Origin of the sequence: Pseudomonas sp. ML2-2023-3, from assembly GCF_037055275.1 — a bacterium.
Classification (GTDB): Bacteria; Pseudomonadota; Gammaproteobacteria; order Pseudomonadales; family Pseudomonadaceae; genus Aquipseudomonas.
On sequence record NZ_CP146343.1, the window covers coordinates 5034082 to 5060037 of the forward strand.

28 protein-coding genes and 1 tRNA gene are annotated in these 25956 nt (G+C 57.7%); 20 read left to right on the forward strand and 9 right to left on the reverse strand.

What is annotated here, in order from left to right; translation table 11 throughout:
• Positions 1 to 19: 19 nt before the first annotated feature.
• Positions 20 to 577 carry a hypoxanthine-guanine phosphoribosyltransferase gene (locus V6P94_RS23290; protein ID WP_133076390.1) on the reverse strand — a complete coding sequence of 186 codons (558 nt, stop codon included), beginning with the start codon at positions 575 to 577 and terminating at the stop codon, positions 20 to 22.
• Positions 578 to 742: 165 nt separating this feature from the next.
• Here V6P94_RS23290 and upp point away from each other — a divergent pair, with 165 nt between their 5' ends.
• Entirely contained in the window at positions 743 to 1381 is a 639-nt protein-coding gene (gene upp / locus V6P94_RS23295) for a uracil phosphoribosyltransferase (RefSeq protein WP_133076391.1), read from the forward strand.
• A 1-nt stretch (position 1382) separates the two neighbouring features.
• A complete protein-coding gene (locus tag V6P94_RS23300; protein WP_338648774.1) occupies positions 1383 to 2657 on the forward strand; it encodes a uracil-xanthine permease family protein in 1275 nt (424 codons plus the stop codon).
• Between the two features lie 107 nt (positions 2658 to 2764).
• Here V6P94_RS23300 and hemH read toward each other — a convergent pair whose 3' ends face one another.
• A complete protein-coding gene (hemH, locus tag V6P94_RS23305; RefSeq protein ID WP_338648775.1) occupies positions 2765 to 3790 on the reverse strand; it encodes a ferrochelatase in 1026 nt (341 codons plus the stop codon).
• A gap of 13 nt (positions 3791 to 3803) precedes the next feature.
• Positions 3804 to 4706, reverse strand: a complete 903-nt coding sequence (locus tag V6P94_RS23310; protein WP_338648777.1) for a TIGR01777 family oxidoreductase — start codon at positions 4704 to 4706, stop codon at positions 3804 to 3806.
• Between the two features lie 191 nt (positions 4707 to 4897).
• Here V6P94_RS23310 and V6P94_RS23315 point away from each other — a divergent pair, with 191 nt between their 5' ends.
• The 11 genes from V6P94_RS23315 (at position 4898) to V6P94_RS23365 (ending at position 14613) form a co-directional block, all read left to right on the forward strand.
• Positions 4898 to 5884, forward strand: a complete 987-nt coding sequence (locus V6P94_RS23315) for an FAD-dependent oxidoreductase (RefSeq protein WP_338648778.1) — start codon at positions 4898 to 4900, stop codon at positions 5882 to 5884.
• A complete protein-coding gene (locus V6P94_RS23320; protein WP_019825089.1) occupies positions 5881 to 6096 on the forward strand; it encodes a TIGR02450 family Trp-rich protein in 216 nt (71 codons plus the stop codon). The genes V6P94_RS23315 and V6P94_RS23320 overlap by 4 nt, the downstream gene beginning before the upstream one ends.
• A gap of 122 nt (positions 6097 to 6218) precedes the next feature.
• A complete protein-coding gene (locus tag V6P94_RS23325; protein ID WP_338648779.1) occupies positions 6219 to 7187 on the forward strand; it encodes a DUF523 and DUF1722 domain-containing protein in 969 nt (322 codons plus the stop codon).
• A gap of 2 nt (positions 7188 to 7189) precedes the next feature.
• Positions 7190 to 8125, forward strand: a complete 936-nt coding sequence (locus V6P94_RS23330) for a MerR family transcriptional regulator (protein WP_338648780.1) — start codon at positions 7190 to 7192, stop codon at positions 8123 to 8125.
• A 12-nt stretch (positions 8126 to 8137) separates the two neighbouring features.
• Complete coding sequence (phrB, locus tag V6P94_RS23335; protein WP_338648781.1) at positions 8138 to 9583, forward strand: deoxyribodipyrimidine photo-lyase; 1446 nt, start codon at positions 8138 to 8140, stop codon at positions 9581 to 9583.
• Positions 9576 to 10346, forward strand: a complete 771-nt coding sequence (locus V6P94_RS23340; protein ID WP_338648782.1) for an SDR family NAD(P)-dependent oxidoreductase — start codon at positions 9576 to 9578, stop codon at positions 10344 to 10346. Before phrB ends, V6P94_RS23340 begins: the two co-directional genes overlap by 8 nt.
• A complete protein-coding gene (locus V6P94_RS23345; protein ID WP_338648783.1) occupies positions 10343 to 11590 on the forward strand; it encodes an FAD-dependent oxidoreductase in 1248 nt (415 codons plus the stop codon). The genes V6P94_RS23340 and V6P94_RS23345 overlap by 4 nt, the downstream gene beginning before the upstream one ends.
• On the forward strand, positions 11587 to 12387 hold the full coding sequence (locus V6P94_RS23350; RefSeq protein WP_338648784.1) for a DUF1365 domain-containing protein: 801 nt from the start codon (positions 11587 to 11589) through the stop codon (positions 12385 to 12387). Before V6P94_RS23345 ends, V6P94_RS23350 begins: the two co-directional genes overlap by 4 nt.
• Entirely contained in the window at positions 12374 to 13645 is a 1272-nt protein-coding gene (locus V6P94_RS23355) for a class I SAM-dependent methyltransferase (protein WP_133076402.1), read from the forward strand. The genes V6P94_RS23350 and V6P94_RS23355 overlap by 14 nt, the downstream gene beginning before the upstream one ends.
• Positions 13638 to 14144, forward strand: coding sequence for a DUF2878 domain-containing protein (locus V6P94_RS23360; RefSeq protein ID WP_338648785.1), 507 nt, complete (start codon positions 13638 to 13640; stop codon positions 14142 to 14144). The genes V6P94_RS23355 and V6P94_RS23360 overlap by 8 nt, the downstream gene beginning before the upstream one ends.
• A gap of 163 nt (positions 14145 to 14307) precedes the next feature.
• Complete coding sequence (locus tag V6P94_RS23365) at positions 14308 to 14613, forward strand: YkgJ family cysteine cluster protein (protein ID WP_037032157.1); 306 nt, start codon at positions 14308 to 14310, stop codon at positions 14611 to 14613.
• 10 nt (positions 14614 to 14623) lie between these two features.
• Here the strand turns inward: V6P94_RS23365 and V6P94_RS23370 are convergent, their stop codons facing one another.
• From V6P94_RS23370 to hemA, 6 genes are all read right to left on the reverse strand, one after another.
• Entirely contained in the window at positions 14624 to 15142 is a 519-nt protein-coding gene (locus V6P94_RS23370; RefSeq protein WP_338648786.1) for an acyloxyacyl hydrolase, read from the reverse strand.
• An 82-nt stretch (positions 15143 to 15224) separates the two neighbouring features.
• On the reverse strand, positions 15225 to 16016 hold the full coding sequence (gene murI, locus V6P94_RS23375) for a glutamate racemase (protein WP_338648787.1): 792 nt from the start codon (positions 16014 to 16016) through the stop codon (positions 15225 to 15227).
• The gene (locus V6P94_RS23380) at positions 16009 to 16764 is read right to left on the reverse strand and encodes a molybdopterin-synthase adenylyltransferase MoeB (RefSeq protein WP_133076406.1); all 756 of its coding nucleotides are present in this window, start codon (positions 16762 to 16764) and stop codon (positions 16009 to 16011) included. The genes murI and V6P94_RS23380 overlap by 8 nt, the downstream gene beginning before the upstream one ends.
• Positions 16758 to 17588: a peptide chain release factor N(5)-glutamine methyltransferase gene (prmC, locus tag V6P94_RS23385; protein WP_338648788.1), complete on the reverse strand. Its 831-nt coding sequence runs from the start codon at positions 17586 to 17588 to the stop codon at positions 16758 to 16760. Before prmC ends, V6P94_RS23380 begins: the two co-directional genes overlap by 7 nt.
• Complete coding sequence (prfA, locus tag V6P94_RS23390; RefSeq protein ID WP_133076408.1) at positions 17589 to 18671, reverse strand: peptide chain release factor 1; 1083 nt, start codon at positions 18669 to 18671, stop codon at positions 17589 to 17591. It lies immediately after the preceding gene.
• Positions 18672 to 18673: 2 nt separating this feature from the next.
• Positions 18674 to 19957 (reverse strand): glutamyl-tRNA reductase, encoded by a 1284-nt coding sequence (hemA, locus tag V6P94_RS23395; protein WP_133076409.1) that lies wholly within the window; start codon positions 19955 to 19957, stop codon positions 18674 to 18676.
• A 203-nt stretch (positions 19958 to 20160) separates the two neighbouring features.
• Here hemA and V6P94_RS23400 point away from each other — a divergent pair, with 203 nt between their 5' ends.
• From V6P94_RS23400 to pth, 7 genes are all read left to right on the forward strand, one after another.
• Entirely contained in the window at positions 20161 to 21885 is a 1725-nt protein-coding gene (locus V6P94_RS23400) for a tetratricopeptide repeat protein (RefSeq protein ID WP_133076410.1), read from the forward strand.
• 18 nt (positions 21886 to 21903) lie between these two features.
• On the forward strand, positions 21904 to 22515 hold the full coding sequence (lolB, locus tag V6P94_RS23405; protein WP_405046719.1) for a lipoprotein insertase outer membrane protein LolB: 612 nt from the start codon (positions 21904 to 21906) through the stop codon (positions 22513 to 22515).
• Position 22516: 1 nt separating this feature from the next.
• Complete coding sequence (gene ispE / locus V6P94_RS23410; RefSeq protein WP_326427360.1) at positions 22517 to 23404, forward strand: 4-(cytidine 5'-diphospho)-2-C-methyl-D-erythritol kinase; 888 nt, start codon at positions 22517 to 22519, stop codon at positions 23402 to 23404.
• Positions 23405 to 23414: 10 nt separating this feature from the next.
• A tRNA-Gln gene (locus V6P94_RS23415) sits at positions 23415 to 23489 on the forward strand.
• A gap of 45 nt (positions 23490 to 23534) precedes the next feature.
• Positions 23535 to 24476 carry a ribose-phosphate pyrophosphokinase gene (locus V6P94_RS23420; RefSeq protein WP_019825119.1) on the forward strand — a complete coding sequence of 314 codons (942 nt, stop codon included), beginning with the start codon at positions 23535 to 23537 and terminating at the stop codon, positions 24474 to 24476.
• 140 nt (positions 24477 to 24616) lie between these two features.
• Positions 24617 to 25204, forward strand: coding sequence for a 50S ribosomal protein L25/general stress protein Ctc (locus tag V6P94_RS23425; protein ID WP_095035802.1), 588 nt, complete (start codon positions 24617 to 24619; stop codon positions 25202 to 25204).
• A gap of 166 nt (positions 25205 to 25370) precedes the next feature.
• A complete protein-coding gene (gene pth / locus V6P94_RS23430; RefSeq protein ID WP_003439790.1) occupies positions 25371 to 25955 on the forward strand; it encodes an aminoacyl-tRNA hydrolase in 585 nt (194 codons plus the stop codon).
• Position 25956 lies beyond the last annotated feature (1 nt).

Consider the following 25956-nt stretch of genomic DNA (forward strand, 5'->3'; position numbering starts at 1 on the left):
AAAGCCTCAACGTCCTTTGTTACATACCTTTGACGGCATAAATGCCGGCGGCATTACGCCAGTAGCCTTTGTAGTCCATACCATAGCCGAAGATATAACGGTCAATGCACGGCAAGCCGACGTAGTTGGCCTTCAAGTCCGGACGCGCCTTGCGGTCATGGTCCTTGTCGATCAATACCGCGGTGTGCACCTGTCGGGCACCGGCGTGCTTGCAGAATTCTACGATCGCGCTAAGGGTGTGCCCCTCGTCGAGGATGTCGTCGATGATCAACACGTGACGGTCGATGAACGATACTTCTGGCTTGGCTTTCCAGAACAGGTCGCCGCCAGTGGTTTCATTGCGATAGCGCGTAGCGTGCAGGTACGACGCTTCAAGCGGGAATTTCAGATGGGTGAGCAGCTTGCCGGAAAAAATCAGGCCGCCGTTCATCACACAAAAAACCACTGGATTGGTCTCGGCCATTTCTGCCGTGATTTGCGCACCAACGCGGGCAATTGCCTCTTCGACTTCGGCTTCGGTGTACAGGCAGTCAGCCTCTCGCATGATTTGACGGATATGCTCGAGATCAGCAGACATGACGCTCTCCAGGGGGGGTTGTGCAAGAAAAGCGGGCAAAGGTACGCATCCGCATGGCTCAGATCAAGCATTTATGGACTAACGTGCAGTAATGTCTGTAGGACATCACCCCGGATTAGATTAATCTAGGCCGGTTTTTTTGCCTGCCCCCCGGAGTTTTTCCCTATGCCTATCCGCGAGATACGCCATCCGCTAATCCGTCATAAACTCGGCCTCATGCGTCGCGCTGACATTAGCACGAAGAATTTCCGTGAGCTCGCTCAGGAAGTCGGCGCTTTGCTGACCTATGAAGCCACCAGTGACCTGACCCTCGAAACCTACGATATCGAAGGCTGGTGCGGCACTGTTCAAGTTGAAAAAATCGCCGGTAAGAAAATTACCGTCGTGCCGATCCTGCGCGCCGGTATCGGCATGCTGGAAGGTGTTCTGAGCCTGATCCCGGGCGCCAAAGTCAGCGCTGTCGGTATTGCCCGTAACGAAGAAACCCTCCAGGCCCACACCTACCTGGAAAAACTGGTTCCGGAAATCAACGAGCGTCTGGCGATGATTATCGACCCGATGCTGGCCACCGGCTCTTCGATGGTTGCCACCATTGATCTGCTGAAAAAAGCCGGCTGCAAGGAAATCCGCGCCATGGTGCTGGTTGCTGCGCCAGAAGGGATTGCTGCGGTTGAAGCCGCTCACCCGGACGTGACCATCTACACCGCCTCCATTGATGAGCGTTTGAACGAGCACGGCTACATCATCCCGGGCTTGGGCGATGCCGGCGACAAGATCTTCGGCACCAAGCAAAAGGACATTTAACATGCAGGACGAGTTCAACGACCCGCTCTGGCGCCAGATAATCTCTGGCGCGCAGATGCTCTTCGTGGCGTTTGGCGCGTTGGTGTTGATGCCATTGATTACCGGCCTCGACCCCAACGTTGCGCTGTTCACGGCGGGTCTCGGGACTCTGCTGTTCCAGATCGTGACCCGGCGCCAAGTGCCGGTCTTTCTGGCTTCGAGTTTCGCTTTCATTACCCCGATCATTCTCGCCAAAGGGCAGTTCGGCCTTGCAGCGACCATGGGCGGCGTCATGGCAGCCGGTTTTGTGTATACCTTTCTCGGTTTCGCGGTGAAGCTCAAGGGCACCGGATTCATCGACCGCTTGTTGCCACCTGTGGTGATCGGTCCGGTGATTATCTCGATTGGCCTGGCGATGGCGCCCATTGCAGCGCACATGGCCATGGGCCGCGCTGAAGATGGCACCGAGCTGATTCACTATCAAACCGCCATGATGATCTCGATGCCAGCGCTGCTGACGACCTTGATCGTGGCTGTATTCGGTAAAGGGATTTTCCGTCTGGTGCCCATCATCGCCGGTGTGCTGGTCGGGTTTGGCATGGCGTTTTACTTTGGCGTCGTCGACACCGCCAAGATCGCCGCAGCGCCGTGGTTCGCCATGCCGCACTTCACTGCCCCCGAGTTCAACTGGCAGGCGATTCTGTTTATCGTCCCCGTAGCGCTTGCTCCGGCCATTGAACATATCGGCGGCGTGATTGCCGTAGGCAGCGTGACCGGTCGCGACTACCTGAAAAAGCCGGGCCTGCACCGCACGCTGTTCGGTGACGGTATCGCCACCACCGCTGCCGGCATGCTGGGCGGACCACCCAACACCACCTACGCCGAAGTGACTGGCGCGGTGATGCTGACCAAGAACTACAACCCGAAAATCATGACCTGGGCAGCGATTTTCGCCATCAGCCTGGCATTTGTCGGTAAGTTCGGCGCGCTGCTGCAAAGCATTCCGGTCCCTGTAATGGGCGGGATTCTGTGCCTGCTGTTCGGTTCGATTGCAGCCGTGGGCATGAACACCCTGATCCGCCATCAGGTCGACCTGAGCGAAGCACGCAACCTGGTGATCGTGTCGGTGATTCTGGTCTTCGGGATTGGTGGCGTGCTGATCGGTACGGGGATGGGGCCTGAGGACTTCGGTCTCAAAGGCATCGCGTTGTGCGCCATTGTGGCGATTGCGCTGAACCTGATCCTGCCGGGCAACGACAGCTGGAAACACAAGAAAGGTGACGGCCCCGTCATCTGACCTGTAATCCCTGTAGGAGCGGGCTTGCTCGCGATTGCATCACCTCTATCCAACCGATAGACCGCGTTGACTGCATCGCGAGCAAGCCCGCTCCCACAGGGGTTTTTCTAAAGCGCCAGCGGCGCCCTTTCACACAAAGTTTTTAACGCCTGCGCCCATTGCGGGTTGTCATTGAGGCACGGCACCAGCACCAACTCTTCGCCCCCCGCCTCGATAAACTGCTCGCGCCCGCGATCACCGATCTCTTCCAGCGTTTCAATGCAATCAGCCACAAACGCCGGGCACATCACCAGAATCTTCTTCACCCCCTGCTTGGCCAACGCATCAAGACGCGCCTCCGTGTAGGGTTCGATCCACTTGGCCCGGCCCAAACGGGACTGGAACGCCACCGACCACTTGCCTTCAGGCAACCCCATACGCTCGGCAAAAGCCTGGGCAGAACGCAAACACTGCGCTCGATAACAGGTTTGCAAAACTGCAGGCGAAGCATTCTGGCAGCAGTCTTCATTCTTGAAGCAGTGATTGCCGGTCGGGTCCAGCTTGTGCAAATGCCGCTCGGGCAAACCGTGAAAGCTGAGCAGCAGGTGATCGTAATCCTGCTCCAGATGCGGCCGGGCGCTAGCCACCAGCGCATCGAGGTACTCGGGCTGGTCATAGAACGGCTGCACAATCGAAAACTGCATCGGCAATTTTTTGGCCTTGACCACGCGCTTGGCTTCTTCAATCACCGTGGTCACGGTGCTGTCAGCGAACTGCGGATAAAGCGGTGCCAGCGTGACCTTCTTGATGCCCTGCGACGCCAGACGGGTGAGCACGGTTTCAATCGACGGCTCGCCGTAACGCATGGCCAATTCGACCGGGCCCTGGGTCCACTCTTTGGTCATCGCCTGCTGCAGGCGACGACTGAGTACCACCAGTGGCGAACCCTCGTCCCACCAGATCGAGGCATACGCGTGGGCCGACTGCTCAGGACGCTTGACCAGGATCAACGACACCAGCAAGCGCCGTACCGGCCACGGCAAGTCGATGACGTACGGATCCATCAAAAACTGGTTCAAGTAACTGCGTACATCCGCTACCGAAGTAGACGCCGGCGAACCCAGGTTAACCAGCAACAACGCGTGGTCGGTCATGCAACTTCCTATTTCAGAGGCGGGCGGCGACATCATCAAGTGCCGCACGCAAATCGGTGAACTGAAAAGTAAAACCGGCAGCCAGCAACTTTGCAGGCATAGCCCGCTGGCCACCCAGTAACAAACCGGACATCTCGCCCAGCAACACGCGCAGTACAAATGCGGGCATAGGCATAAATGCCGGACGGTGCAACACGCTGCCCAAGGTCCTGGCGAAGTCGGCATTGCGTACCGGGTGTGGCGCGCAGGCATTATAAGGACCGCTGGCGGCATTCTCATGCACAAGAAAATCAATCAGGGCAATTTGATCCTTGATATGAATCCACGGCATCCACTGCCGACCATTGCCTATAGGCCCGCCCAGCGCCAGCTTGAAAGGCAACAACAGGCGCGACAAAAAGCCGCCTTCAGCTGCCAGTACCAGTCCCGTGCGCACCAGCACCACTCGAATGCCCAAGGCCTGCGCCCGCTGCGCGGTTTCTTCCCAGGCAATGCACAAGTGGCTGGAAAAATCTTCGCTGACGGGCGGTGAGTCCTCGGTCAGCTCACGCTCGCCACCGTCGCCGTACCAGCCAACGGCCGAACCGGACACCAGCACCGACGGCCTTTGGTCCCGGCTTTCAAGCCAGGCCACCAGGGTTTCGGTCAGGGTAATGCGACTGCTCCACAGCAGAGCCTTGCGCCCGCGCGTCCAGGGACGATCGGCGATGGGCGCACCTGCCAGATTGACCACGGCATCAATCGGTTCCTGCCCGAGCTCCTCAAGCAGGGCAACACCTTTGACCTGAGCACCGCACAATCGGGCCACTTGCTCAGGGCGCCGACTCCACACACTAAGGCGGTGGCCTTGCGCCAGCCAGTGACGACAGAGCTGACGCCCTATCAAGCCTGTACCGCCGGTCAGCAATATGTGCATGAGTTGATCCTCGCAAGGAGTTTTATCGGGAGCACTGGTCTATTTTTACTGTAAGACCTTTTATCGGTCGTCGACCTGACTTAAGAATAGGCCACATGGATCTGGAAGAATCACTAAAACCTATACTAACAAATAGAATTGTACAGGTATTGCCGACGGCGTAGTCTGTGCAAACAGAGATCGAGGCCATAATGACTGTACCTATCGCGATTATTGGCGCCGGCATAGCCGGGCTGGCAGCAGCAAACACTCTGCACAAGGCAGGGCACGCGATTCATCTTTTCGACAAGAGCCGTGGCAGCGGCGGACGCATGTCGAGCAAGCGCAGCGATGTCGGTGTACTGGACCTGGGGGCTCAGTACTTCACCGCACGGGACCGGCGTTTTGTCGATGAAGTCCAGCAGTGGCAAGCCAATGGCTGGGCTGTCGAGTGGGAGCCACACCTGTACCACTATAAAAACGGTCAGTTAAGCCCCTCCCCCGACGAACAGACCCGCTGGGTGGGCACGCCACGCATGAGCGCCATCACACGCGGCCTGCTCGGCAGTCTGCCAGTCAGCTTCTCGTGCCAGATCACCGACCTGATACGCGGCGAGAAACGCTGGCACCTGCTGGATGCCGAAGGTGAAGAGCACGGCCCGTTCAGCCACGTCATCATTGCCACCCCGGCGCCACAGGCCACCTCTCTGCTGGCCAGCGCCCCTAAGTTGGCGAGCACCGCAGCCGGGGTCAAAATGGAACCGGCCTGGGCCGTCGCTCTGGCCTTTGAATCCCCCCTCGACACACCTATGGAGGGTTGCTTCGTACAAGGCAGCCCGCTGGACTGGATAGCCCGAAACCGTAGCAAACCCGGACGTGCCAGCCAGCCTGACACCTGGGTTTTGCACGCGACTAGCACTTGGAGCAAGCAAAACCTCGACTTGCCCAAGGAGGCGGTCATCGAACAATTGCATGGCGCTTTTGCCGAGCTAATGCATTTCCCCACCCCGGCCCCGATTTTCAGCCTGGCGCACCGCTGGCTCTACGCCCGCCCCGCCGCAGCCCATGAATGGGGGGCCCTGGCGGACTCCGATCTGGGCCTGTATGCCTGCGGCGACTGGTGCCTGTCGGGTCGCGTGGAAGGGGCATGGCTGAGTGGTCAGGAAGCTGCACGCCGGCTGATTGAGCACCTGGGATGAACCGCATCAACCCGCGCAAATTGCTGCTGTCAAAATGGACAGCAGCTGTGCCGCGTAACCGTGAAAAACACTTTCTGGTCACCCAGCTGTTTTGCGACGAAGAAGGCACCGTGCTCGATATCGAACTGCAAGCGGTGCTTACCCAGCGTAATCAGCGTTTGACGTGGCAAAGCCTGCAAGATGCGGGCGAATGGAAAATGGGCTGGCAATAATCCTTTCGGCAGCACTTCAAATACTTGTACAAGATAATTGACTTGTACAACATCAGGCCTATGATGAACTCAAGCTGTACATCGATTAAAAGATGTACAAGTAATTCTTGGAGGTTCGTCACATGGCCAGCACCGTTCCCGCCCGGCACAAACCCAAAATTGCCATCAGCGCGTGCTTGCTGGGGGCCGAAGTTCGCTTCAACGGCGGGCACAAAGAGTCGCGGCTGTGCAGCCAGACGTTGAGCCAGCACTTCGAATTTGTGCCGCTGTGCCCCGAGGTTGCCATCGGCCTTGGCATTCCTCGCCAGCCTGTACGTCTGGTGGGCAATCCTGCTCAACCTCAAGCCGTCGGCACCGTCGATCGCACCTTGAACGTGACTCAGCCATTGCACGACTACGGCGTGGAAATGGCCGCAGCCCACACGGATATTTGTGGCTACATCTTCATGCAAAAGTCGCCCTCATGCGGCCTGGAGCGGGTCAAGGTGTATCAGGACGGCGGCCGTCCCGCAGAGTTGAGCGGCCGTGGCATTTACGCTCAAGCGTTCTGTGACGCCCATCCCGACTTGCCTGTGGAGGAAGACGGTCGATTGAATGATCCGGTGTTGCGCGAGAACTTCATGACCCGGGTTTATGCCTACAGCGCCTGGCAGGCCCTGCTCAAACAGGGCGTCACCCGCCGCTCACTGACCGAATTTCACGCCTGCTACAAATACCAGCTGATGGCCCATCACCCGGTGCAGTACAAAACCCTGGGCAATTTGCTCGGCAGTCTTGGCAAGCAAGATCCGCGAGCCATTGCACCGCAGTACTTCAGCGAGCTGATGAAAGCGCTGAAAAAATGCGCGACCCGGCGCACCCACACCAACGTGCTGCAACACATCAGCGGCTACCTCAAACAATCCATCAGCCCCGAAGACAAGCAGGAAGTTCAGCAGCTGATTGGCCAGTACCTGCACGGCATCGTGCCGCTGGTGGTGCCCCTGACCCTGCTCAAGCATCACTTTCGCCTGCACCCGCACCCTTACATCTCGCGCCAGGTTTACCTGCAGCCGCATCCGGAAGACCTCAGCCTGCGCAATGCCATCTGACCATGAATGATGACCTGATCATGTCCAATACCCCTGACACGGACTACAGCCAGGCACTGGCTGAAGGCTGGTTGCCCATTCGTGAAGTCTCGCGCATCACCGGTGTGAATGCCGTGACCTTGCGTGCCTGGGAGCGACGTTATGGCCTGATCGTGCCGCACCGCACGGCCAAGGGCCATCGTCTGTTTTCCAGCGAGCATATCCAGCGTATTCAGCACATTTTGTTGTGGCTCAATCGCGGCGTGTCGGTCAGCCAGATCAAACCGCTGCTCAACACCCCCTCGACTCCCGCCGTAACGCCCGACAGCGACTGGCAGGTGTGGCGCCAAACCATGATTGAGTCCATCAGTGAACTGGCCGAGCGCCGCCTGGATGATTGCTTCAATCAGGCAATGTCGCTCTACCCTGCTCGCCCGCTCTGCGAACAACTGCTGGTGCCGCTGCTCAACGATCTGGAGCAACGCTGGCAAGGGCAATTCGGCGCGCAACTGGAGCGTGTGTTTTTCCACTCCTGGTTACGCAGCAAACTGGGGGCCCGGATTTATCACAACAACCGCTCGCTCAAGGGCGCACCGGTCTTGCTGATCAACCATTCCGACCTGCCGTTCGAGCCACAGCTGTGGCTGACCGCCTTGCTGGTCAGCAGCAGTCACTGTGCGGTCGAGGTGTTCGACGCGCCTTTACCCAACGGTGAACTGGGCCTGGCGGTGGAACATTTAAAACCCCGTGCAGTGGTGCTGTATTCCAGCAAAACCCTTAACACCCAAGTACTGCCCAGGCTACTGAGCGGCATTGAATGCCCGATCCTGATTGCCGGACCAACGGTAAGCATCCATTTCGATCTGTTGTCCGTAACTACAACCGAGATCGCAGGATTGTACCTGGCCCACGACCCGGTAGAGGCCCATCAACGCCTCAGCCAACTTGGCCTTTTATAGCAAGGAATTGACATGCAACTGATCTGGCTGCGCAGCGACTTGCGCCACTACGACAACACCGCCCTGAGCGCCGCAGCCAAACGCGGACCGACCGTGGCCGTGTACCTCATCAGCCCCGAGCAATGGCTGGCCCACGATGATGCGCCGTGCAAAGTTGATTTCTGGCTGCGCAACCTGCGCACCTTGAGTGACAGTCTGCAGCAGCTCAACATCCCGCTGCTGATCCGCACCGCTCCGGCATGGGATCAGGCGCCTGCAGTGCTGCTTGAACTGTGCCAGCAGCTCGGGATTCAGGCCGTCCACACCAATCAGGAATACGGCATCAACGAAACCCGTCGCGACCAGGAGGTGGCTCGGACTCTTGAAGCCCAGGGCATCGAGTTTCACAGCTACCTCGACCAATTACTGTTCCAGCCGGGCAGCATCCTGACGCAATCGGGCTCGTACTTTCAGGTCTTCAGCCAGTTCCGCAGGATCTGCTACAACCGCCTGCACATGGCCTTGCCACAGATTGTGGCCAGGCCTGACAGCCAGGCACCGCTGAACATCGAGCCCGATAGCATTCCAGAATCGGTCAGCGGATTTGCTACACCCAGCCAAACGTTGCGAGCGCTCTGGCCAGCAGGCGAGAAAGAGGCTCAGCAGCGCCTGGCACAGTTTGCCGATGAACAGATTCACTTCTATCAGGACGAACGCGACCTGCCGGCCAAACCCGGTACCAGCCAGCTTTCGACCTACCTCGCCGCGGGCGTAATCTCACCCCGCCAATGCCTGCATGCGGCATTGCACAGTAACAACGGCGAGTTTGAAAGCGGCAGCCCGGGGGTGTTCACCTGGATCACTGAACTGCTCTGGCGCGAGTTCTACAAACATATTCTGGTCGGTTACCCACGCGTCTCACGTCATCGCGCCTTCCGCCTTGAGACCGAATACCTGCCGTGGCGTAACGCGCCGGATGAGCTGGCCGCCTGGAAACAGGGGCGCACGGGCTTCCCGATTATCGACGCAGCCATCCGCCAACTGCTGGAAACAGGCTGGATGCATAACCGCCTGCGCATGGTAGTGGCCATGTTCCTGACCAAAAACCTGCTGATCGACTGGCGCGAAGGCGAGCGTTTTTTTATGCAGCATTTGATCGACGGTGATTTGGCCGCCAACAACGGCGGCTGGCAGTGGAGCTCATCCACAGGCACCGACTCAGTACCGTACTTCCGAATTTTCAACCCGCTGACTCAGTCAGAGCGCTTCGATCCCGAAGGTCGATTCATCAAACACTGGCTGCCAGAGCTGGCGGACCTGAATAAAAAACAAGTGCACAACCCCGCCTTGATCGGCGGGTTATTTGGCGTGGCCAATTACCCGGCCCCCATCGTCGATTTGAGCAAAAGCCGTGAGCGTGCCCTCAGCGCTTTCAAGAGCCTGCCGTCGCGGCAAATAGTGGAGGTGAGCCATGGCTGAAGGGCGGCGGATCTGGCTGACAGGCGCCAGCAGCGGGATTGGCGCGCAAATCGCTGAGGAATTGCTCACAAGCGGCGCCCGGCTGGCGTTGACTGCCCGTACGCTCGCCCCCTTGAAAGCCTTGTCTGACCGCTTCCCCGGCCAAGTCCTGCTGGTACCCGGCGACCTGACCGACATTGTGCAGGTCCGCGAGATCAGCAAACGCATCACACAGGCCTGGGGCGCACTGGACACCGTAATCCTCAACGCCGGAACCTGTGAGTATGTCGACGTCCGTGAGTTCGACTCCGCATTGATCGAGCGCGTGGTGCGCACCAACCTGCTGGCCAACTGTTATTGCATTGAGAGTGCGCTGCCACTGCTGCGTGCCGGTTCGCGCCCGTATCTGGTGGGCGTGGTCAGCTCTGTCACCTATTGGGCGCTGCCACGGGCACAGGCTTATGGCGCTTCAAAAGCCGGCTTGCGTTACTTGCTCGAATCGCTGCGTATCGACCTGGCCCAGGAAGGCATCAATGTCACCCTCGTCAGCCCCGGCTTCGTCGACACCCCGCTCACCGAAAATAATGACTTCCCGATGCCGATGCGCTGGTCAGCGCAAAAAGCGGCACAGCATATATGCCAGCGCCTGAAAAAACGTCCGTTGGAAATCGCCTTTCCCACAATGTTCATCCTCTCGCTGAGGCTGTTGGCGAACTTGCCAAAACGCCTGCAAGTCGCACTCGGGAAACGCCTGGCACGCAACTCTGACGGTAAACCCTCATGAAAATCGCGATCATTGGCAGTGGTATTTCGGGGCTGACCTGCGGCTACCTGCTGCATAAAGAGCACGACATCAGCGTATTCGAAGCCAGTGACTGGGTCGGCGGCCACACCCACACCGTCAACCTGAGTGTCAAAGGCCAGTCCTACGCCGTGGACACTGGCTTTATCGTGTTCAACGACTGGACTTACCCCAACTTCATCAAGCTGATGGACCAGTTGGGGGTTCGCTCAAAAGCCACTGAAATGAGCTTTTCAGTGCACGACACCGACAGCAACCTCGAATACAACGGCAACACCCTCAATAGCCTGTTTGCCCAGCGCAGCAACCTGTTGTCTCCCGGGTTCTGGGGCATGTTGCGCGACATCCTGCGCTTCAATCGCCAAGCCATTCGCGACCTGGACGAGCAGCGCATTGCCAGCGACACCCGGCTGGGTGACTACCTGCACCAGCAGGGTTATGGCACGCGTTTTATCGAGCACTACATCGTACCGATGGGTGCTGCGATCTGGTCCATGTCCCTGGCAGACATGCTGAGCTTTCCGCTGCAGTTTTTTGTGCGGTTCTTCAAGAATCACGGCTTGCTCAGCGTCAGCAATCGCCCGCAATGGCGTGTGATTGAAGGTGGCTCCAGTGCCTACATACAACCCTTGAGTGCAGGTTTTGCCGACAGGATTCGTCTCAACTGCCCGGTCATTCAGGTAACCCGCAATGAACAGGGCGTTCAGGTACACAGTGCCGGCGGTATCGAAGACTTCGACAAGGTGATCTTTGCCTGCCACAGCGATCAAGCCCTCAAGCTGCTGGCCACCCCCTCATCTGCAGAACGGCAAATCCTGGCAGCGATGCCCTATGCCGATAATGACGTGGTGCTGCACACCGATACCCGCTTGCTGCCAGACCGAAAACTGGCCTGGGCGAGCTGGAATTACCGTTTGGGCTCTGCAGGCCAAAAGCGTGCTGCCGTGACCTACGACATGAACATCCTGCAAGGAATTGAGAGCGAGACCACATTCTGCGTCAGCCTCAATCAAACCAGCGCGATTGATCCGCTCAAAGTACTGGCCCGTTTTACCTATGCCCATCCTCAGTACAGCCTGGGCGCCATTGCTGCACAAGCACGCTGGCAAGAACTACTGGGCGCCCAGCACAGCTACTTTTGCGGCGCCTATTGGGCCAACGGCTTTCATGAAGACGGCGTGGTCAGCGCATTGCGCGTGGCCCAGGCCTTTGGCCAACAACTATGAACAGCGCCCTGTACAGCGGCTGGATCGCCCATCGACGCTTTGCGCCGACTACCCATGCGTTCCGCTACCAGATCGGCTTGTTGTATCTGGATCTGGATGAGCAAGACGCTGTACTGGGGCTTTCGGCGCTGGCAGGAAAAAGCCGATTTGCACCTTTCTCCTTTCGTGAAACTGATTACCTGAAAACCTACACCGCAACCGGTATGCGCCTGATTGACGCGGTTCGTCAGCAAGTCGGCATCGCCTTAGGGCATACGCCCCAGGGCTCGATCTGCTTGCTGACCCAAGCCCGCAGCTGGGGGCTGTCGTTCAACCCGGTGAGCTTCTTTTACTGCCACGAGGCGGACGGAAAACTGGCTGCCATCTTGTGCGAAGTCACCAACACGCCTTGGCGCGAACGCTATCACTACGTGCTCCCGGCACAAGGCGATGGTTTTCAGCATGTCGCCGTGGCCAAGGCCTTTCACGTTTCCCCCTTTCTGCCACGGGACCTGGAATACCGCATGAGCTTCAGCCTACCCCAGGCCCGACTCGGCGTGCATATGGCCGACTGGCAGGGCGAGCTGAAACTGTTCGACGCCACCCTCAACCTGCAACGTACGACCCTGGACCGCGCAGGGCTGCACCGCTACTTGCGGCAGTTTCCGTGGATGACCGCCAAAACCTGCCTGGCCATTTACTGGCAAGCCTTGCGCCTGTTTCTCAAACGCACACCGATTTTTTCCCATCAGGCCGCCGACGGCGCCTTTCGTATTGCCGCCCTGCAACCTAAGGATAAACGCCATGAAGAGCTCTAGCCTGGTGAGCAAATCCTCACTGTCGACTACCCATAACCTGACCAGTGCGCTATTGCGACGCGGAGTCATGCGCCAGCTTGCCCAGTTGAAACACGGTCATCTGGTGGTGATCGAAAACGGCGAACGCCTGATGTTCGGCGACAGCGGCGCCGGTCTGGTCGGCGAAGTACAGATTCACGATGCAAGCCTGTGGGGCATGATAGCCAGCAGCGGCTCGATTGGCGCGGGCGAGGCCTTTATTCATGGCTACTGGAGCTCACCCGACCTGACCAAGGTGATCCGGGTGCTGGTCAGCAATATGGATGTGCTCGATGCAATGGAGGGTGGTCTGGCGCGCCTGGGCCGCCCGTTGATACGCGGCCTGCACTGGATCAATCGCAATACCCGCAAGGGCTCGCAAAAAAACATTGCCGCCCATTACGACCTGGGCAATGAAATGTTCGAGCAGTTTCTCGACCCTACCATGATGTATTCAGCGGCCCAGTTTTTAAGCCCTGACGACACGCTGGAACAAGCGCAGCTCAACAAGCTGGAGCGAATCTGCCAGAAGCTCGATCTCAAGCCCGAGGACCATTTGCTCGAAATTGGCACCGGCTGGGGCAGCATGGCGTTATTTGCGGCGCAGCATTACGGGTGCAAGGTCACGACCACGACCCTGTCCAAAGAGCAGTTCGACTACACCAAAACCCGCGTTGACGCTTTGGGCTTACAGGACCAGGTAACGTTGCTGCTGGAGGATTACCGCGATCTGACAGGGCAGTACGACAAGCTTGTATCGATCGAAATGATCGAGGCGGTCGGGCATCGTTTTTTACCCAGCTACTTCAAACAGTGCTCCCACCTGCTCAAGCCCCACGGATTGATGCTGCTGCAAGCCATCACCATTCGCGAGCAGCGTTACGAGCAAGCCAAAAGCAGCGTGGACTTTATCCAGCGCTACATTTTCCCCGGCGGTGCCCTGCCCAGTGTGCAAAAAATGCTCGAAATCGTGGGCAAGGACACTGACATGAACCTGATGCACATGGAAGATTTCGGCTTGCACTACGCCAAAACCCTGCGCCTGTGGCATGAGAACTTTCGCCGCGCTCACGGGCGTTTGACTGAGTTGGGTTACGACGAATACTTCCTGCGCCTGTGGGAGTTTTACCTGTGTTACTGCGAAGGTGGTTTTCTGGAACGCAGCATCGGTACCGCGCAATTGTTGCTGGCCAAGCCGGCAGCCATGCCTGAACCACTGCTCGGTCGGTTCAATGCTTAAGAATCTGGCCAATGCCGGGCTGTTCCAGCTCGGCTGGTTTGCCTGTGTGGTGGGCGGCAACAGCCTGTGGCTCGTGCTGGCAGGTGGTGCATTGATGGCGCATCTGCTGTGGATAAGCCGCTCAATGGCAGAGGTCCGTTTAATCGTGGTCGTGTGTTTGCTCGGCACTGCCGTAGACAGCCTGCTGCTCAATGCCGGAGTTTTCGTCTTCAAGCAGCCCGGTTTGTTGATTCCATTCTGGCTGATACTGCTTTGGGCCCTGCTGGCCATCACCTTGAACCACTGTCTGGCGTGGACTGCCAAGCCCTGGTGGCGGGCTGTTTTGCTGGGAGCCATCGGTGGACCGCTGTCGTATTACGCCGGGCAACGTCTGGGCGCGGTGCAATTCCCTCTGGGCCTGTGGCCGACGCTGGCCGGGTTGAGCCTGTTGTGGGCGGGGTTGTTTGCGGTCCTTGTAGCAGTTGCCGCCAGGCTACGTCCGGTTGCGCAGCAATCGTAAATCCTGAGATCGAAGTTCATCTGGCAAACCGCAATGGCTGACTTACGACGGCTACGCCGCCGGACGCAGCCTCGTTCCTACGGCAGCTGCTACGAGGGTTTATACACCTGCGTTCATCAGCACATTTACACCTGATGCCAGCTCTGCCTTACACTGCGCGCCTATGACCAACATCCCCCTGACCGAAATTACCGAACCCGCTGTCACGTGTTCGACGTGCGCGGCGTGCTGCTGCCAACTGGAAGTGATGTTGATCACTGATACCGGCGTGCCCGAGCGCTTCATCGACAACGATGACTGGGGCGGTGAAGTGATGCTGCGCCTGGATGATGGCTGGTGTGCGGCCCTGGACCGCAACACCATGATGTGCACCATTTATGAGCTGCGCCCGCTGATTTGTCGCGAGTTCGAAATGGGCGATGTTGAATGCCTCAACGAACGCCAGGGCATTGCGACGGCGTATCGTTAACCCCCCGCAACTACAGCGCCATTGTGTAATGCAGCGCATAGCTTTCTACGCCGTCATTGGTGCTGGAAATCCCGGCATTGGAATAGTGGGTCGCACGAATCCCGACTTCATGCCCCCCCGCAAAGCGCACACCGAAGCCAAGACGGTCCTCAAACTGGAAGGCCGTTCCCAGCTTGTTCCCTTCAACTTCGGTGTGAGAAAACAACGCGACCCCAATACCAGCCTCGACATAGGGCTTTACCCTTTCACCCGCAAATTCGTACACCAGTACGGGCGAGAACGACAGACTGCTGCTCGCGGATGACTTGTCACCTTCCCAGTAGGTGTAAGCACCATCCCAATAACCGGTCAGACGACCGACATCACTTTGCAGCCAGCTGTTGTCCCAATCCGACTTCAAGCCAAGCCGATACGTCATGGTCGATTCGCTGGTGTGCCCTACCCCAAATTCAAGCCCGGCAGCGTTTGCCGTAAAACTTTGCCCCAGTGCAACGGCTGCAACCGCAGCCAAACAAAACAGTCGCTTCATAAGAAAATCCTATTTTCATATGCCCGTGTCAGTTGTTATGCGCTACATCAGGCAGGCGTTTTAAAGCGGAGTTCAGGTTTTTTTACAGACAGAAGCTTCGCACAACGCCAGATTTATTCCACAACACAGGCAGGATATTTCCCATGTGTTCAGGTGAGGCGCTGGTCCAGAACTGCGTGTCACTGGGAGGGCCGGCTGCCAGCAAGCCTTGATCAGCCAACAAACGCTGAAGCTGACGGGCCACGGCAGCGCCGGTATCGATCAGGGTGATCGAGGGTGGGAGCATCCGGGCAAGCAGAGGCTTGAGAAAAGGGTAATGGGTGCAGCCAAGAATGATCGTGTCACAGCCCGCTGCCAGCAACGGCTCGACATAACCCCGCAACAGGGTGCACAAGGCTTCGCTGTGCAAGTCACCGGTCTCGATCAGCTCCACCAGGCCCGGGCATGGCTGGGTGATCACCCGGACATCGCTGGCAAAACGATCAAGCAAGGCGGCAAATTTGGCACTTTGCAACGTGCCCGTCGTCGCGAGCACACCCACCACGCCGCTGCGAGTGGCCGCTGCAGCGGGTTTGACCGCAGGTTCCATGCCGACCATGGGCCAGTCGGGATAACGCTGACGCAGGTCAGCCACCCCCGCCACCGTCGCCGTATTACAGGCCAGCACCAGTGCCTTGGCCCCCTGACGCTGGAAAAAATCAGCCATTACGGCACAGCGCTGGCGAATAAATTCAGGGCTTTTTTCGCCATAGGGAATATGCCCGCAGTCCGCCACATAGAGCAGCGACTCGTTGGGCAGCAGTGCATGAATTTCCTTGAGTACCGACAAACCGCCAACGCCGGAGTCAAAAACCCCAATCGGCGCCTCACTCATGGCCAGTACCACACACGCTGCAGGCAGGATCGCGCTTGACCCGCAGCTCGCGAAAGCGCGTGCTCAATGCATCGACCAGCAATAGACGCCCCACCAGCGGCTCACCAAAACCGGCCAGAATCTTGAGTGCCTCAAGGGCTTGCAGGCTGCCGACCAACCCCACCAGCGGCCCCATCACTCCGGCTTCGCTGCAGGTCAGTTCCGCTTCGCTGCCGTGCCCGTACAGGCAGTGGTAGCAGGGACTGGCAGGCTGACGCGAATCAAACACCGACAACTGCCCTTCGAGGCGAATGGCCGCGCCACTGACCAACGGTTTGCGCGCCGCCACACAGGCTTTGTTCACCGCTTCACGGGTGGCAAAGTTGTCGCAGCAATCGAGCACCAGATCCACTGCACTGACAGCCTCGGCCAGCGAATCGGCATCCAGTGCCGAACGGTGGGCAACCAGTTTAATGAGCGGATTGATCAGGCGCAGTCGGCGGGACGCCGAGTCGACCTTGCTCTCCCCCACATTGGCGGTGTCATGGATGATCTGACGCTGCAGATTGGTCAGGTCAACGCTGTCAAAGTCGGCCAGATGCAGTTCACCGATACCGGCGGCGGCAAGGTAGAGCGCAACGGGCGAACCCAGACCACCGAGGCCGATAATCAGTACACGACTGTTTTTCAGCTTCAACTGACCGTCGATATCAACCTGTTGCAACAGGATCTGTCGGCTATAGCGCAACAGCTCCTCATCGGTCAGCACGGCAGGCGGCCCAACGTGATGCGCTCGTGGCCACCCAGGTCCTTGCGGCTTTCAACCTGTGCAAAACCTGCGTCTTGCAGCAATTGGCGAACCGCCTCTGCCTGATCATAACCGTGTTCCAGCATCAACCAGCCACCCGCATTCAGGTGGCTGGCAGAGCCGGTGATAATCTCGCGAATATCGTCCAGGCCATCGGTACCGGCAACCAGGGCGCTTTCCGGTTCGAAACGCACATCGCCTTCAGCCAGGTGAACGTCACCGGCGGCAATGTAGGGCGGGTTGCTGATAATCAGGTCAAAACGCTGGTCGGCCAATGCGCTGAACCAGTGGCTGGTAAACACGTTGACGTTTTCAAGCTGCAAACGTTGGCGATTGCGCTCGGCCAACGCTACGGCTTCCAGCACGCGGTCAACTGCCGTGACGTGCCAGGCGGCGCGTTCACTGGCCAATGCCAGGGCGATTGCACCGCTGCCAGTGCCGAGGTCCAGCACCTTGGCCGGGCTTTCCGGCAACAGGGCCAGCGCGGTTTCGACCAGCAGTTCGGTATCGGGACGCGGGATAAGGGTATGTGGCGCCACTTCCAGATCAAGGTTCCAGAAACCCTGTTGGCCCAGAATGTAAGCCACTGGCTCTCCGGTACGGCGACGCAACAGGTATTCGGCGAAGGTCCATGCCGCTTCGCTGCTGACAATCTTTTCGGGCCATGTATGCAGATAACTGCGCGACTTGCCCAGGGCAGCAGCCAATAAAAGCTCCGCATCCAGACGGGCCGTGGGTGAGTCAGGCAGTTCAGCAGCACGTAACAAACTGGCAATAATAGTCATTTATTCACCCAGGGCTGTCAGTTGATCAGCCTGAAACTCCGCCAATAATGGCTCGATAACGGCATCAACGCCGCCAGCCAGTACGTCATCCAGGGAATACAGGGTCAGGTTGACGCGATGGTCGGTCACTCGCCCCTGCGCGAAATTGTAAGTGCGGATGCGCTCGGAACGATCCCCCGAGCCCACCAGCGACTTGCGCTCGCTGGCAATTGCATTTGCCGCCGCGCTGGTTTGCTGGTCATTCAACTTGGCCGACAGCCAGGACATCGCCCGCGCCCGGTTTTTATGCTGGGAACGCTCTTCCTGACACTCCACCACAATACCCGAGGGCAAGTGGGTGATACGAATCGCCGAGTCGGTCTTGTTGACGTGCTGACCACCCGCACCCGAGGAGCGATAGGTATCAACGCGCAAGTCGGCCGGGTTGATCTCGATGGCTTCCTGCTCGTCCGGCTCTGGCAAGACCGCCACAGTACAGGCGGAAGTATGGATACGGCCCTGGGATTCGGTGGCGGGCACACGCTGCACACGGTGAACACCCGACTCGAACTTCAGCTTGCCGTAAACATTCTCGCCCTCGACGCGGGCAATGACTTCTTTATAGCCACCATGTTCGCCGCTGTTTTCTGACAGGATTTCCAGCTTCCAGCCGCGACGTTCAGCGTAACGGGAATACATGCGAAACAGGTCGCCGGCAAAGATGGCCGCTTCATCGCCACCGGTGCCGGCCCGAATTTCAAGGAACACGTTGCGTCCGTCATTCGGGTCCTTGGGCAACAGCATCCGTTGCAGGTCTTTTTCAAGCTCGCTCAGGCGCTCTTTGGCTTCGCGAACTTCTTCGACCGCCATTTCACGCATGTCAGGGTCGTTGTCCTTGAGCAGCGCCTGGGCGCCTTCAAGGTCGGCTTGCACTTTGAGCCACTGCCCGTAGGCCGCGACAATGGGTTCAACTTCTGCGTATTCCTTGGAATAAGCACGAAATTTGGTTTGATCAGAAATGACTTCGCCATCGCCAAGCAATGCGGTCAGTTCTTCAAAACGGTCCTGGAGGATGTCCAGCTTATTCAGCAGTGACGCTTTCATTACTATTTTTTATCCGCAGAGCTATGCGATGAGCCCTCACCGAGGGCAAAAAGTTCTTGGGCCATGGCCAGCGCATCGAGGCGGCCTTCGGCGGAAAGCTTTTTCAGCTGCACGCTGGGCGCGTGCAGCAATTTATTGGTCAGGCCGCGTGCCAGTTGTACCAGCACATCTTCAGGGTTGCTGCCGTTGGCGAGCATCCGCTGGGCTTTTTGCAGTTCTTCATCACGCAGGCGCTCGCTCTGCTGGCGATAGGCTTTGAGCACATCGACAGCCGCCAGCTCACGCAAACGCACCATAAAGTCTTCGGCGCCGATGCTGACCAGCTCTTCTGCCGCCTGGGCTGCACCCTGACGACTCTTGAGATTCTCGGCGACCACTTCGTGCAAGTCATCGACGGTATAGAGGTAAACGTCGTCCAACTCGCCGACTTCAGGCTCGATATCGCGGGGAACCGCAATATCGACCATGAAAATAGGTTTGTGCTTGCGCAACTTCAAGGCACTTTCGACTGCCCCTTTGCCCAAAATCGGCAACTGGCTGGCCGTGGAGCTGATCACGATATCGCTATGTACCAGCTCTTGAGGAATATCCGACAGCAGCACTGCATGGGCACCGAACTGCTCAGCCAGAGTGCTCGCGCGCTCCAGGGTACGGTTGGCGACCACGATGCGTTTTACGCCCAGGTCATGCAGGTGACGGGCGACCAGGGTAATGGTCTCGCCCGCACCGATCAGCAAGGCCTGACTGCGCTGCAAGTCGCTGAAAATCTGCTTGGCCAGGCTCACCGCAGCAAACGCGACGGAAACCGGGTTTTCACCGATGGCGGTGTCGGTGCGCACTTGCTTGGCCGAGTTGAACGTCGCCTGAAACAAGCGCCCCAACAAAGGCCCTACCGTGCCCGCCTCACGCGCTACAGCGTAGGCCGATTTCATCTGGCCGAGAATCTGCGGCTCGCCCAGCACCAGCGAATCGAGGCCCGAGGCCACACGCATCATGTGACGAACGGCAGCGTCTTCTTCATGGACATACGCACAGGCACGCAGTTCATCAAGGCTCAGGTTGTGATAGTCGGCCAGCCACTTCAGTACGCTGTCAGCTGAAAGGTGGTCCTGCTCTATATAGAGTTCACTGCGATTGCAGGTGGAGAGGATCGCAGCTTCGCGACTGTCGGTTAGGCGGCAGAGCTGCTGCAGGGCCTCAACCAACTGCTCCGGAGTAAAAGCCACGCGCTCGCGGACGTCTACTGAAGCAGTCTTGTGGTTAATACCGAGTGCGAGGAAGGCCATTCAATATCGCTGATGATGACGAGAAGCCGACAATTGTCCTACTTCGCCAGATTGAGAACAACCACTGCTGACTATTGTCTCTATAGTTAACCTCTGTTGAACACATCATCAGCCCCCCGGATATCGATAGTCGCACCTGCTAGGGTTTGCGACATCGCATGTGTCATGATGCCCGGACCGCAGGTAAGTCGCCCATCTCTTATATGAATAGATCCTCCGCGTTGCTCCTCGCCCTCGTTCTTCTCAGTGGCTGCCAGGCTTTGGCTCCCACGTCCCCGGATGACTCATCCGCGGCTGAAGACGTCACCTCCGTCCCGGAAAAACCAACGGTCTACAGCTCGTTCAGCGAAGAAACGCTGTACAGCCTGTTGAGCGCCGAGCTGGCCGGCCAACGTAATCGTCTGGATATCGCACTCGATAACTACGTGACGCAGGCGATCAATACACAAGACCCCGGCATCTCTGAGCGGGCGTTTCGTATTGCCGAATACCTGGGCGCCGATCAGGCCGCACTCGACACCTCGCTGATCTGGGCCAGAAATGCCCCGGACGACCTTGAGGCACAACGTGCTGCCGCCATTCAGCTGGCACGTAACGGTCGTTACGACGAATCCATGGTGTACATGGAAAAAGTCCTGCAGGCCAAGGGCGATACTCACTTCGATTTCCTCGCCCTGTCGGCGGTAGAAACAGATGCGGACACCCGTGCGGGCCTGCAAAAAAGTTTTGACAGCCTGCTGGTCAAGCATCCGGACAATGGCCAGCTGATTTTCGGCAAGGCCTTGTTGATGCAACAGGACGGTGATGCCGAAGGCGCACTGAAACTGCTGGAAAAAAATCCGCCGCAAAACGGTGAGGTCGCCCCGGTCTTGTTGCGCGCCCGTTTGCTGCAAAGCCTTAATCGCGGCAAAGAAGCCTTGCCACTGCTGCAAAAAAGCATTCGCCAATACCCCGACGACAAGCGCCTGGGCCTGACGTATGCCCGCACGCTGGTCGAGCAGAACCGCATGGGCGAGGCAAAAGTGCAATTTGCCAGTCTGGTCGAGCAATACCCCGAAGACGATGAGCTGCGGTTCTCCCTGGCCCTGGTGTGCCTGGAAGGCAAGGCCTGGGATGAGGCCGAGGGCTATCTCGAAGAGCTGATCGAGCGCGACAGCCATGTCGACTCGGCACACTTGAACCTTGGCCGTATCGCTGAAGAGCGCAACGACCCCGAGACTGCACTCACCCAATACGCACTCGTTGGCCCGGGCAACGACTATTTGCCCGCACAACTGCGCCAGGCCGATATTCTGATCAGCCACGGCCGCGGCACCGAGGCATCGAAAAAACTGGCCGCGGCCCGTGATGCTCAACCCGACTTCGCCATTCAGCTGTATTTGATAGAAGCGGAAACCCTGTCGGCGAATAACCAGACCGATCGCGCCTGGAATGTCCTGCAACAGGCACTCAAGCAGTACCCGGACGACATGAACCTGTTGTACTCACGGGCCATGCTGGCCGAGAAGCGCAACAATCTCGAACAAATGGAGCGGGATTTACGCGCCATCATCCAGCGCGAGCCTGACAATGCGATGGCATTGAATGCGCTGGGCTACACGCTATCGGATCGCACCACTCGCTACGCCGAGGCCAAAGCATTGATCCAGCAAGCCTACGACCTGAATCCGGATGATCCGGCAGTGCTCGACAGCCTGGGCTGGGTCAATTTCCGCCTTGGCAATCTCGACGAAGCCGAACGCTTGCTGCGCCAGGCGCTGGAACGCTTCCCGGACCAGGAAGTCGCCGCTCACCTGGGCGAAGTGTTGTGGGCCAACGGCAAGCAACGTGAAGCCAAAAAAATCTGGGGCACTTTTCTTAAAGAAAATCCTGACAGCCCTACTCTGCGCAAAACCATCTTGCGCCTGACCGGATCAGAGACTCTTTAACTCATGTTTTTTCGTCATATGCGCCACCTTGTTGTTTTTAGCCTTATCGCCCTGCTCGCCGGTTGCGCGGGCTTTGGTGCCCGCGAATCCGTTGAAGGCCACGGCAGCCCGGCCTTGTGGTCGGCCCATAAACAGCAATTGACCCAGCTCGACGGTTGGCAAATCAACGGCAAAGTCGGCATTCGCGCCCCCAAAGACTCAGGCAGCGCCACGCTGTTCTGGCTCCAGCGCCAGGATTATTACGATATTCGTCTTTCCGGTCCTCTGGGCCGAGGCGCTGCCCGCCTGACCGGACGCCCGGGCAGTGTCGTTCTGGAAGTCGCCAATCAGGGCCGCTACGAAGCACCAACGCCTGAAGAACTGTTGGGCGAGCAATTGGGCTGGAGCCTGCCGGTGTCACATCTGGTCTGGTGGGTGCGCGGCTTGCCTGCACCTGGCAGTAAAAGCCGCGTGACATTGAACGCTGATAGCCGCCTTGCCAACCTGGAGCAGGACGGCTGGAAAATCGAATATTTAAGCTACGTCGAGCAAAACGGCTTCTGGCTGCCGGAGCGGGTCAAGCTGCACGGCCCGGACCTGGATGTCACGTTAGTGGTTAAAGATTGGCAACCTCGCCTGTTGGGTCAATGAGATGCAAGGCCATTTAGATAAAGAAAGCCTGGTTTTGCCCTCCCCGGCAAAGCTTAACTTGATGCTGCACATCCTCGGCCGTCGCGAAGATGGCTATCACGAACTGCAAACGCTGTTTCAATTCCTCGATTACGGCGATGAAATGACCTTTGCCGTACGTGACGATGGCGTTATTTGCCTGCACACCGAGTTCCCCGGTGTCCCTCATGACGAAAACCTGATCGTGAAGGCGGCAAAAAAACTTCAGGCGCAATCCGGTTGCGCCCTCGGGATCGACATCCAGATCAAAAAAGTGTTGCCCATGGGTGGCGGCATCGGTGGCGGCAGCTCAAATGCGGCGACCACCTTGCTGGCGCTCAACCATCTTTGGCAATTGGCCTGGGATGAAGACCGTCTGGCTGCGCTGGGCCTGAGCCTGGGGGCCGACGTCCCGGTTTTCGTGCGCGGACACGCCGCATTTGCTGAGGGTGTAGGCGAAATCCTTACGCCTGCAGACCCTGAAGAACCGTGGTATCTGGTCCTTGTCCCGCAAGTCTCTGTTAGTACTGCAGAAATATTTTCAGATCCTTTGTTGACACGTGACTCTTTGCCCATTAAAGTGCGCCCCGTTCCCAAGGGAAACAGCCGAAACGACTGCGAAGCAGTAGTGAAGGAGCGTTATCCAGAAGTACGTAACGCTTTGAATTTGTTAGGTAAATATACCGAAGCAAAATTAACTGGAACTGGAAGTTGTATATTTGGGGCCTTCCCAAACGAAGCAGATGCTGATAAAGTGCTGCACCTTCTGACAGACACCCTTACAGGGTTTGTAGCAAAAGGAAGCAACGTTTCGATGTTGCATCGCAAGCTACAAGATCTGGCAAAGGAAACGGGTACACGGTACTCGTAGCAACAGATACAGGGGCGTCGCCAAGCGGTAAGGCAGCAGGTTTTGATCCTGCCATGCGTTGGTTCGAATCCAGCCGCCCCTGCCATTTCTTATACTCATCCAGGTTACCCTCAGCCTTCAGGTACTGCGCGTGTCCAAGATGATGGTCTTTACGGGGAACGCTAACCCCGATCTGGCTCGGCGTGTCGTACGTCAGCTGCATATCCCACTCGGTGACATCTCTGTCGGCAAGTTTTCCGACGGCGAAATTACCGCTGAGATTAATGAAAATGTCCGCGGTAAAGACGTTTTCATCATTCAGCCGACTTGTGCTCCGACCAACGATAACCTGATGGAACTCGTCGTGATGGCTGATGCCTTCCGCCGCTCCTCAGCGACTCGTATTACTGCTGTTATTCCTTACTTTGGTTATGCCCGTCAGGATCGCCGTCCGCGTTCCGCACGTGTGGCTATCAGCGCAAAAGTTGTCGCTGACATGCTTACCGTAGTCGGCATCGATCGTGTTCTCACGGTTGATTTGCATGCTGACCAAATCCAGGGTTTCTTCGATATTCCTGTAGATAACATCTATGGCTCCCCAGTTTTGGTGGATGACATCGAAGATCAGCGCTTTGAGAACCTTATGATTGTGTCCCCGGATATCGGCGGCGTCGTGCGTGCACGAGCTGTTGCCAAGTCCTTGGGCGTCGATCTGGGTATCATCGACAAACGCCGTGAGAAAGCCAATCACTCGGAAGTGATGCATATCATCGGTGATGTCGAAGGGCGTACCTGTATTCTGGTTGATGACATGGTCGATACCGCCGGCACCCTGTGCCACGCGGCTAAAGCCTTGAAAGAGCATGGCGCTTCCAAAGTGTTCGCCTACTGCACACACCCTGTGCTGTCAGGTCGGGCAATCGAGAATATCGAAAATTCCATGCTGGATGAGCTGGTGGTGACTAACACCATTCCGCTGTCCGCAGCCGCACAAGCCTGTTCGCGTATCCGTCAGTTGGATATCGCACCGGTTGTGGCTGAAGCGGTTCGCCGCATCAGCAACGAAGAATCGATCAGCGCGATGTTCCGATAAGGGCCCTGCCCTTCTCAAACATCACGTTGACGAAAAGCGCCCCGCCCCAGCAGCCTGTTGGGGCGGGGCTTTTTTGCCCATACCGTCCATAGCGCTGGTCGCAAACGCTAGGCCGGATGTGGTTATTTTGGAGATACAACATGAACGATTTTACTCTGAATGCTGAAGTGCGTTCCGACCTGGGGAAAGGTGCGAGCCGCCGCCTGCGTCGTCTCGCAAGCCTGGTTCCAGCTGTAGTTTACGGTGGCGAAAAAGCCCCTGAATCCATCAGCATGCTGGCTAAAGAAGTTGCCAAACTGCTCGAAAACGAAGCTGCTTACAGCCACGTTATCGAACTGACCGTTGGCGGCGTTAAGCAAAACGTGATCATCAAAGCTCTGCAACGTCACCCGGCTAAAGGCCACGTGATGCACGCTGACTTCGTTCGCGTTGTTGCTGGTCAAAAGCTGACTGCAATCGTTCCAGTTCACTTTGTTGGTGAAGCTGCTCCGATCAAGAAAGGCGGCGAGATCTCGCACGTTGTTGCAGACATCGAAGTTTCCTGCCTGCCAAAAGACCTGCCTGAATTCATCGAAGTTGACCTGGCTAACGCCGAAGTCGGCTCGATCATTCACCTGTCGGACATCACCGCTCCTAAAGGCGTTGAGTTCGTAGCTCTGGCACACGGTAACGACCTGGCAGTAGCCAACGTTCACGCTCCACGTGTTGCACCAGAAGCAGCAGAGTAATTCATTACTCTGTCGTTGGAGTCTTGAGAAACATCGCGAGCTAACACGCAGCGAGTAAAGCGGACAAGATCGCGAAGTTTACTCATGTAAACCCGCTTTTTTGTCCGTTTTCGCCGCTAACTGTTAGCGGCGATGTTATCCACAACTCCATAGAAGGGCCCTTGTCGTGACCGCCATAAAACTGATCGTTGGCCTGGGAAATCCAGGCACCGAATACGAACAGACCCGGCATAACGCAGGGGCCCTTTTTGTTGAGCGTCTCGCGTCGGCAAACGGGGTAAACCTCGTTGCGGATCGCAAATATTTTGGCCTGACCGGGCGTTTCAGCCACCAGGGTCAGGATGTTCGTCTGTTGATTCCCACCACCTATATGAACCGAAGCGGCCAAGCCGTTGCGGCGCTTGCCGGTTTCTACCGCATTGCGCCGGAATCCATATTGGTGGCCCACGACGAACTCGACCTCCCACCTGGCGTTGCCAAGCTCAAGCTGGGCGGCGGCCACGGAGGTCACAACGGATTGCGCGACATCATTGCGCAGCTGGGAAACAACAATAATTTTTACCGTCTGCGGCTCGGCATTGGCCACCCAGGCGTCGCCAGCATGGTGTCCAACTTTGTCCTGGGTCGTGCGCCTCGCGCCGAGCAGGAAAAACTGGACGCCAGCATCGATTTTGCCCTCGGCGTGCTGCCGGATATCCTCGCCGGGGAATGGAACCGTGCGATGAAAAACCTGCACAGCCAGAAGGCCTGAC

Coding starts and splice junctions, on each gene's coding strand:
- prmC (WP_338648788.1), bottom strand. CDS start 17,588: ATGACTATTATTGCCAGTTTGTTACGTGCTGCTGAACTGCCTGACTCA.
- V6P94_RS23320 (WP_019825089.1), top strand. CDS start 5,881: ATGAACCGCATCAACCCGCGCAAATTGCTGCTGTCAAAATGGACAGCA.
- prfA (WP_133076408.1), bottom strand. CDS start 18,671: ATGAAAGCGTCACTGCTGAATAAGCTGGACATCCTCCAGGACCGTTTT.
- V6P94_RS23360 (WP_338648785.1), top strand. CDS start 13,638: ATGCTTAAGAATCTGGCCAATGCCGGGCTGTTCCAGCTCGGCTGGTTT.
- V6P94_RS23400 (WP_133076410.1), top strand. CDS start 20,161: ATGAATAGATCCTCCGCGTTGCTCCTCGCCCTCGTTCTTCTCAGTGGC.
- V6P94_RS23330 (WP_338648780.1), top strand. CDS start 7,190: ATGAATGATGACCTGATCATGTCCAATACCCCTGACACGGACTACAGC.
- V6P94_RS23340 (WP_338648782.1), top strand. CDS start 9,576: ATGGCTGAAGGGCGGCGGATCTGGCTGACAGGCGCCAGCAGCGGGATT.
- phrB (WP_338648781.1), top strand. CDS start 8,138: ATGCAACTGATCTGGCTGCGCAGCGACTTGCGCCACTACGACAACACC.
- V6P94_RS23310 (WP_338648777.1), bottom strand. CDS start 4,706: ATGCACATATTGCTGACCGGCGGTACAGGCTTGATAGGGCGTCAGCTC.
- V6P94_RS23355 (WP_133076402.1), top strand. CDS start 12,374: ATGAAGAGCTCTAGCCTGGTGAGCAAATCCTCACTGTCGACTACCCAT.
- upp (WP_133076391.1), top strand. CDS start 743: ATGCCTATCCGCGAGATACGCCATCCGCTAATCCGTCATAAACTCGGC.
- V6P94_RS23325 (WP_338648779.1), top strand. CDS start 6,219: ATGGCCAGCACCGTTCCCGCCCGGCACAAACCCAAAATTGCCATCAGC.
- lolB (WP_405046719.1), top strand. CDS start 21,904: ATGCGCCACCTTGTTGTTTTTAGCCTTATCGCCCTGCTCGCCGGTTGC.
- murI (WP_338648787.1), bottom strand. CDS start 16,016: ATGAGTGAGGCGCCGATTGGGGTTTTTGACTCCGGCGTTGGCGGTTTG.
- hemH (WP_338648775.1), bottom strand. CDS start 3,790: ATGACCGACCACGCGTTGTTGCTGGTTAACCTGGGTTCGCCGGCGTCT.
- V6P94_RS23290 (WP_133076390.1), bottom strand. CDS start 577: ATGTCTGCTGATCTCGAGCATATCCGTCAAATCATGCGAGAGGCTGAC.
- ispE (WP_326427360.1), top strand. CDS start 22,517: ATGCAAGGCCATTTAGATAAAGAAAGCCTGGTTTTGCCCTCCCCGGCA.
- V6P94_RS23345 (WP_338648783.1), top strand. CDS start 10,343: ATGAAAATCGCGATCATTGGCAGTGGTATTTCGGGGCTGACCTGCGGC.
- V6P94_RS23370 (WP_338648786.1), bottom strand. CDS start 15,142: ATGAAGCGACTGTTTTGTTTGGCTGCGGTTGCAGCCGTTGCACTGGGG.
- V6P94_RS23315 (WP_338648778.1), top strand. CDS start 4,898: ATGACTGTACCTATCGCGATTATTGGCGCCGGCATAGCCGGGCTGGCA.
- V6P94_RS23350 (WP_338648784.1), top strand. CDS start 11,587: ATGAACAGCGCCCTGTACAGCGGCTGGATCGCCCATCGACGCTTTGCG.
- hemA (WP_133076409.1), bottom strand. CDS start 19,957: ATGGCCTTCCTCGCACTCGGTATTAACCACAAGACTGCTTCAGTAGAC.
- V6P94_RS23425 (WP_095035802.1), top strand. CDS start 24,617: ATGAACGATTTTACTCTGAATGCTGAAGTGCGTTCCGACCTGGGGAAA.
- V6P94_RS23365 (WP_037032157.1), top strand. CDS start 14,308: ATGACCAACATCCCCCTGACCGAAATTACCGAACCCGCTGTCACGTGT.
- V6P94_RS23300 (WP_338648774.1), top strand. CDS start 1,383: ATGCAGGACGAGTTCAACGACCCGCTCTGGCGCCAGATAATCTCTGGC.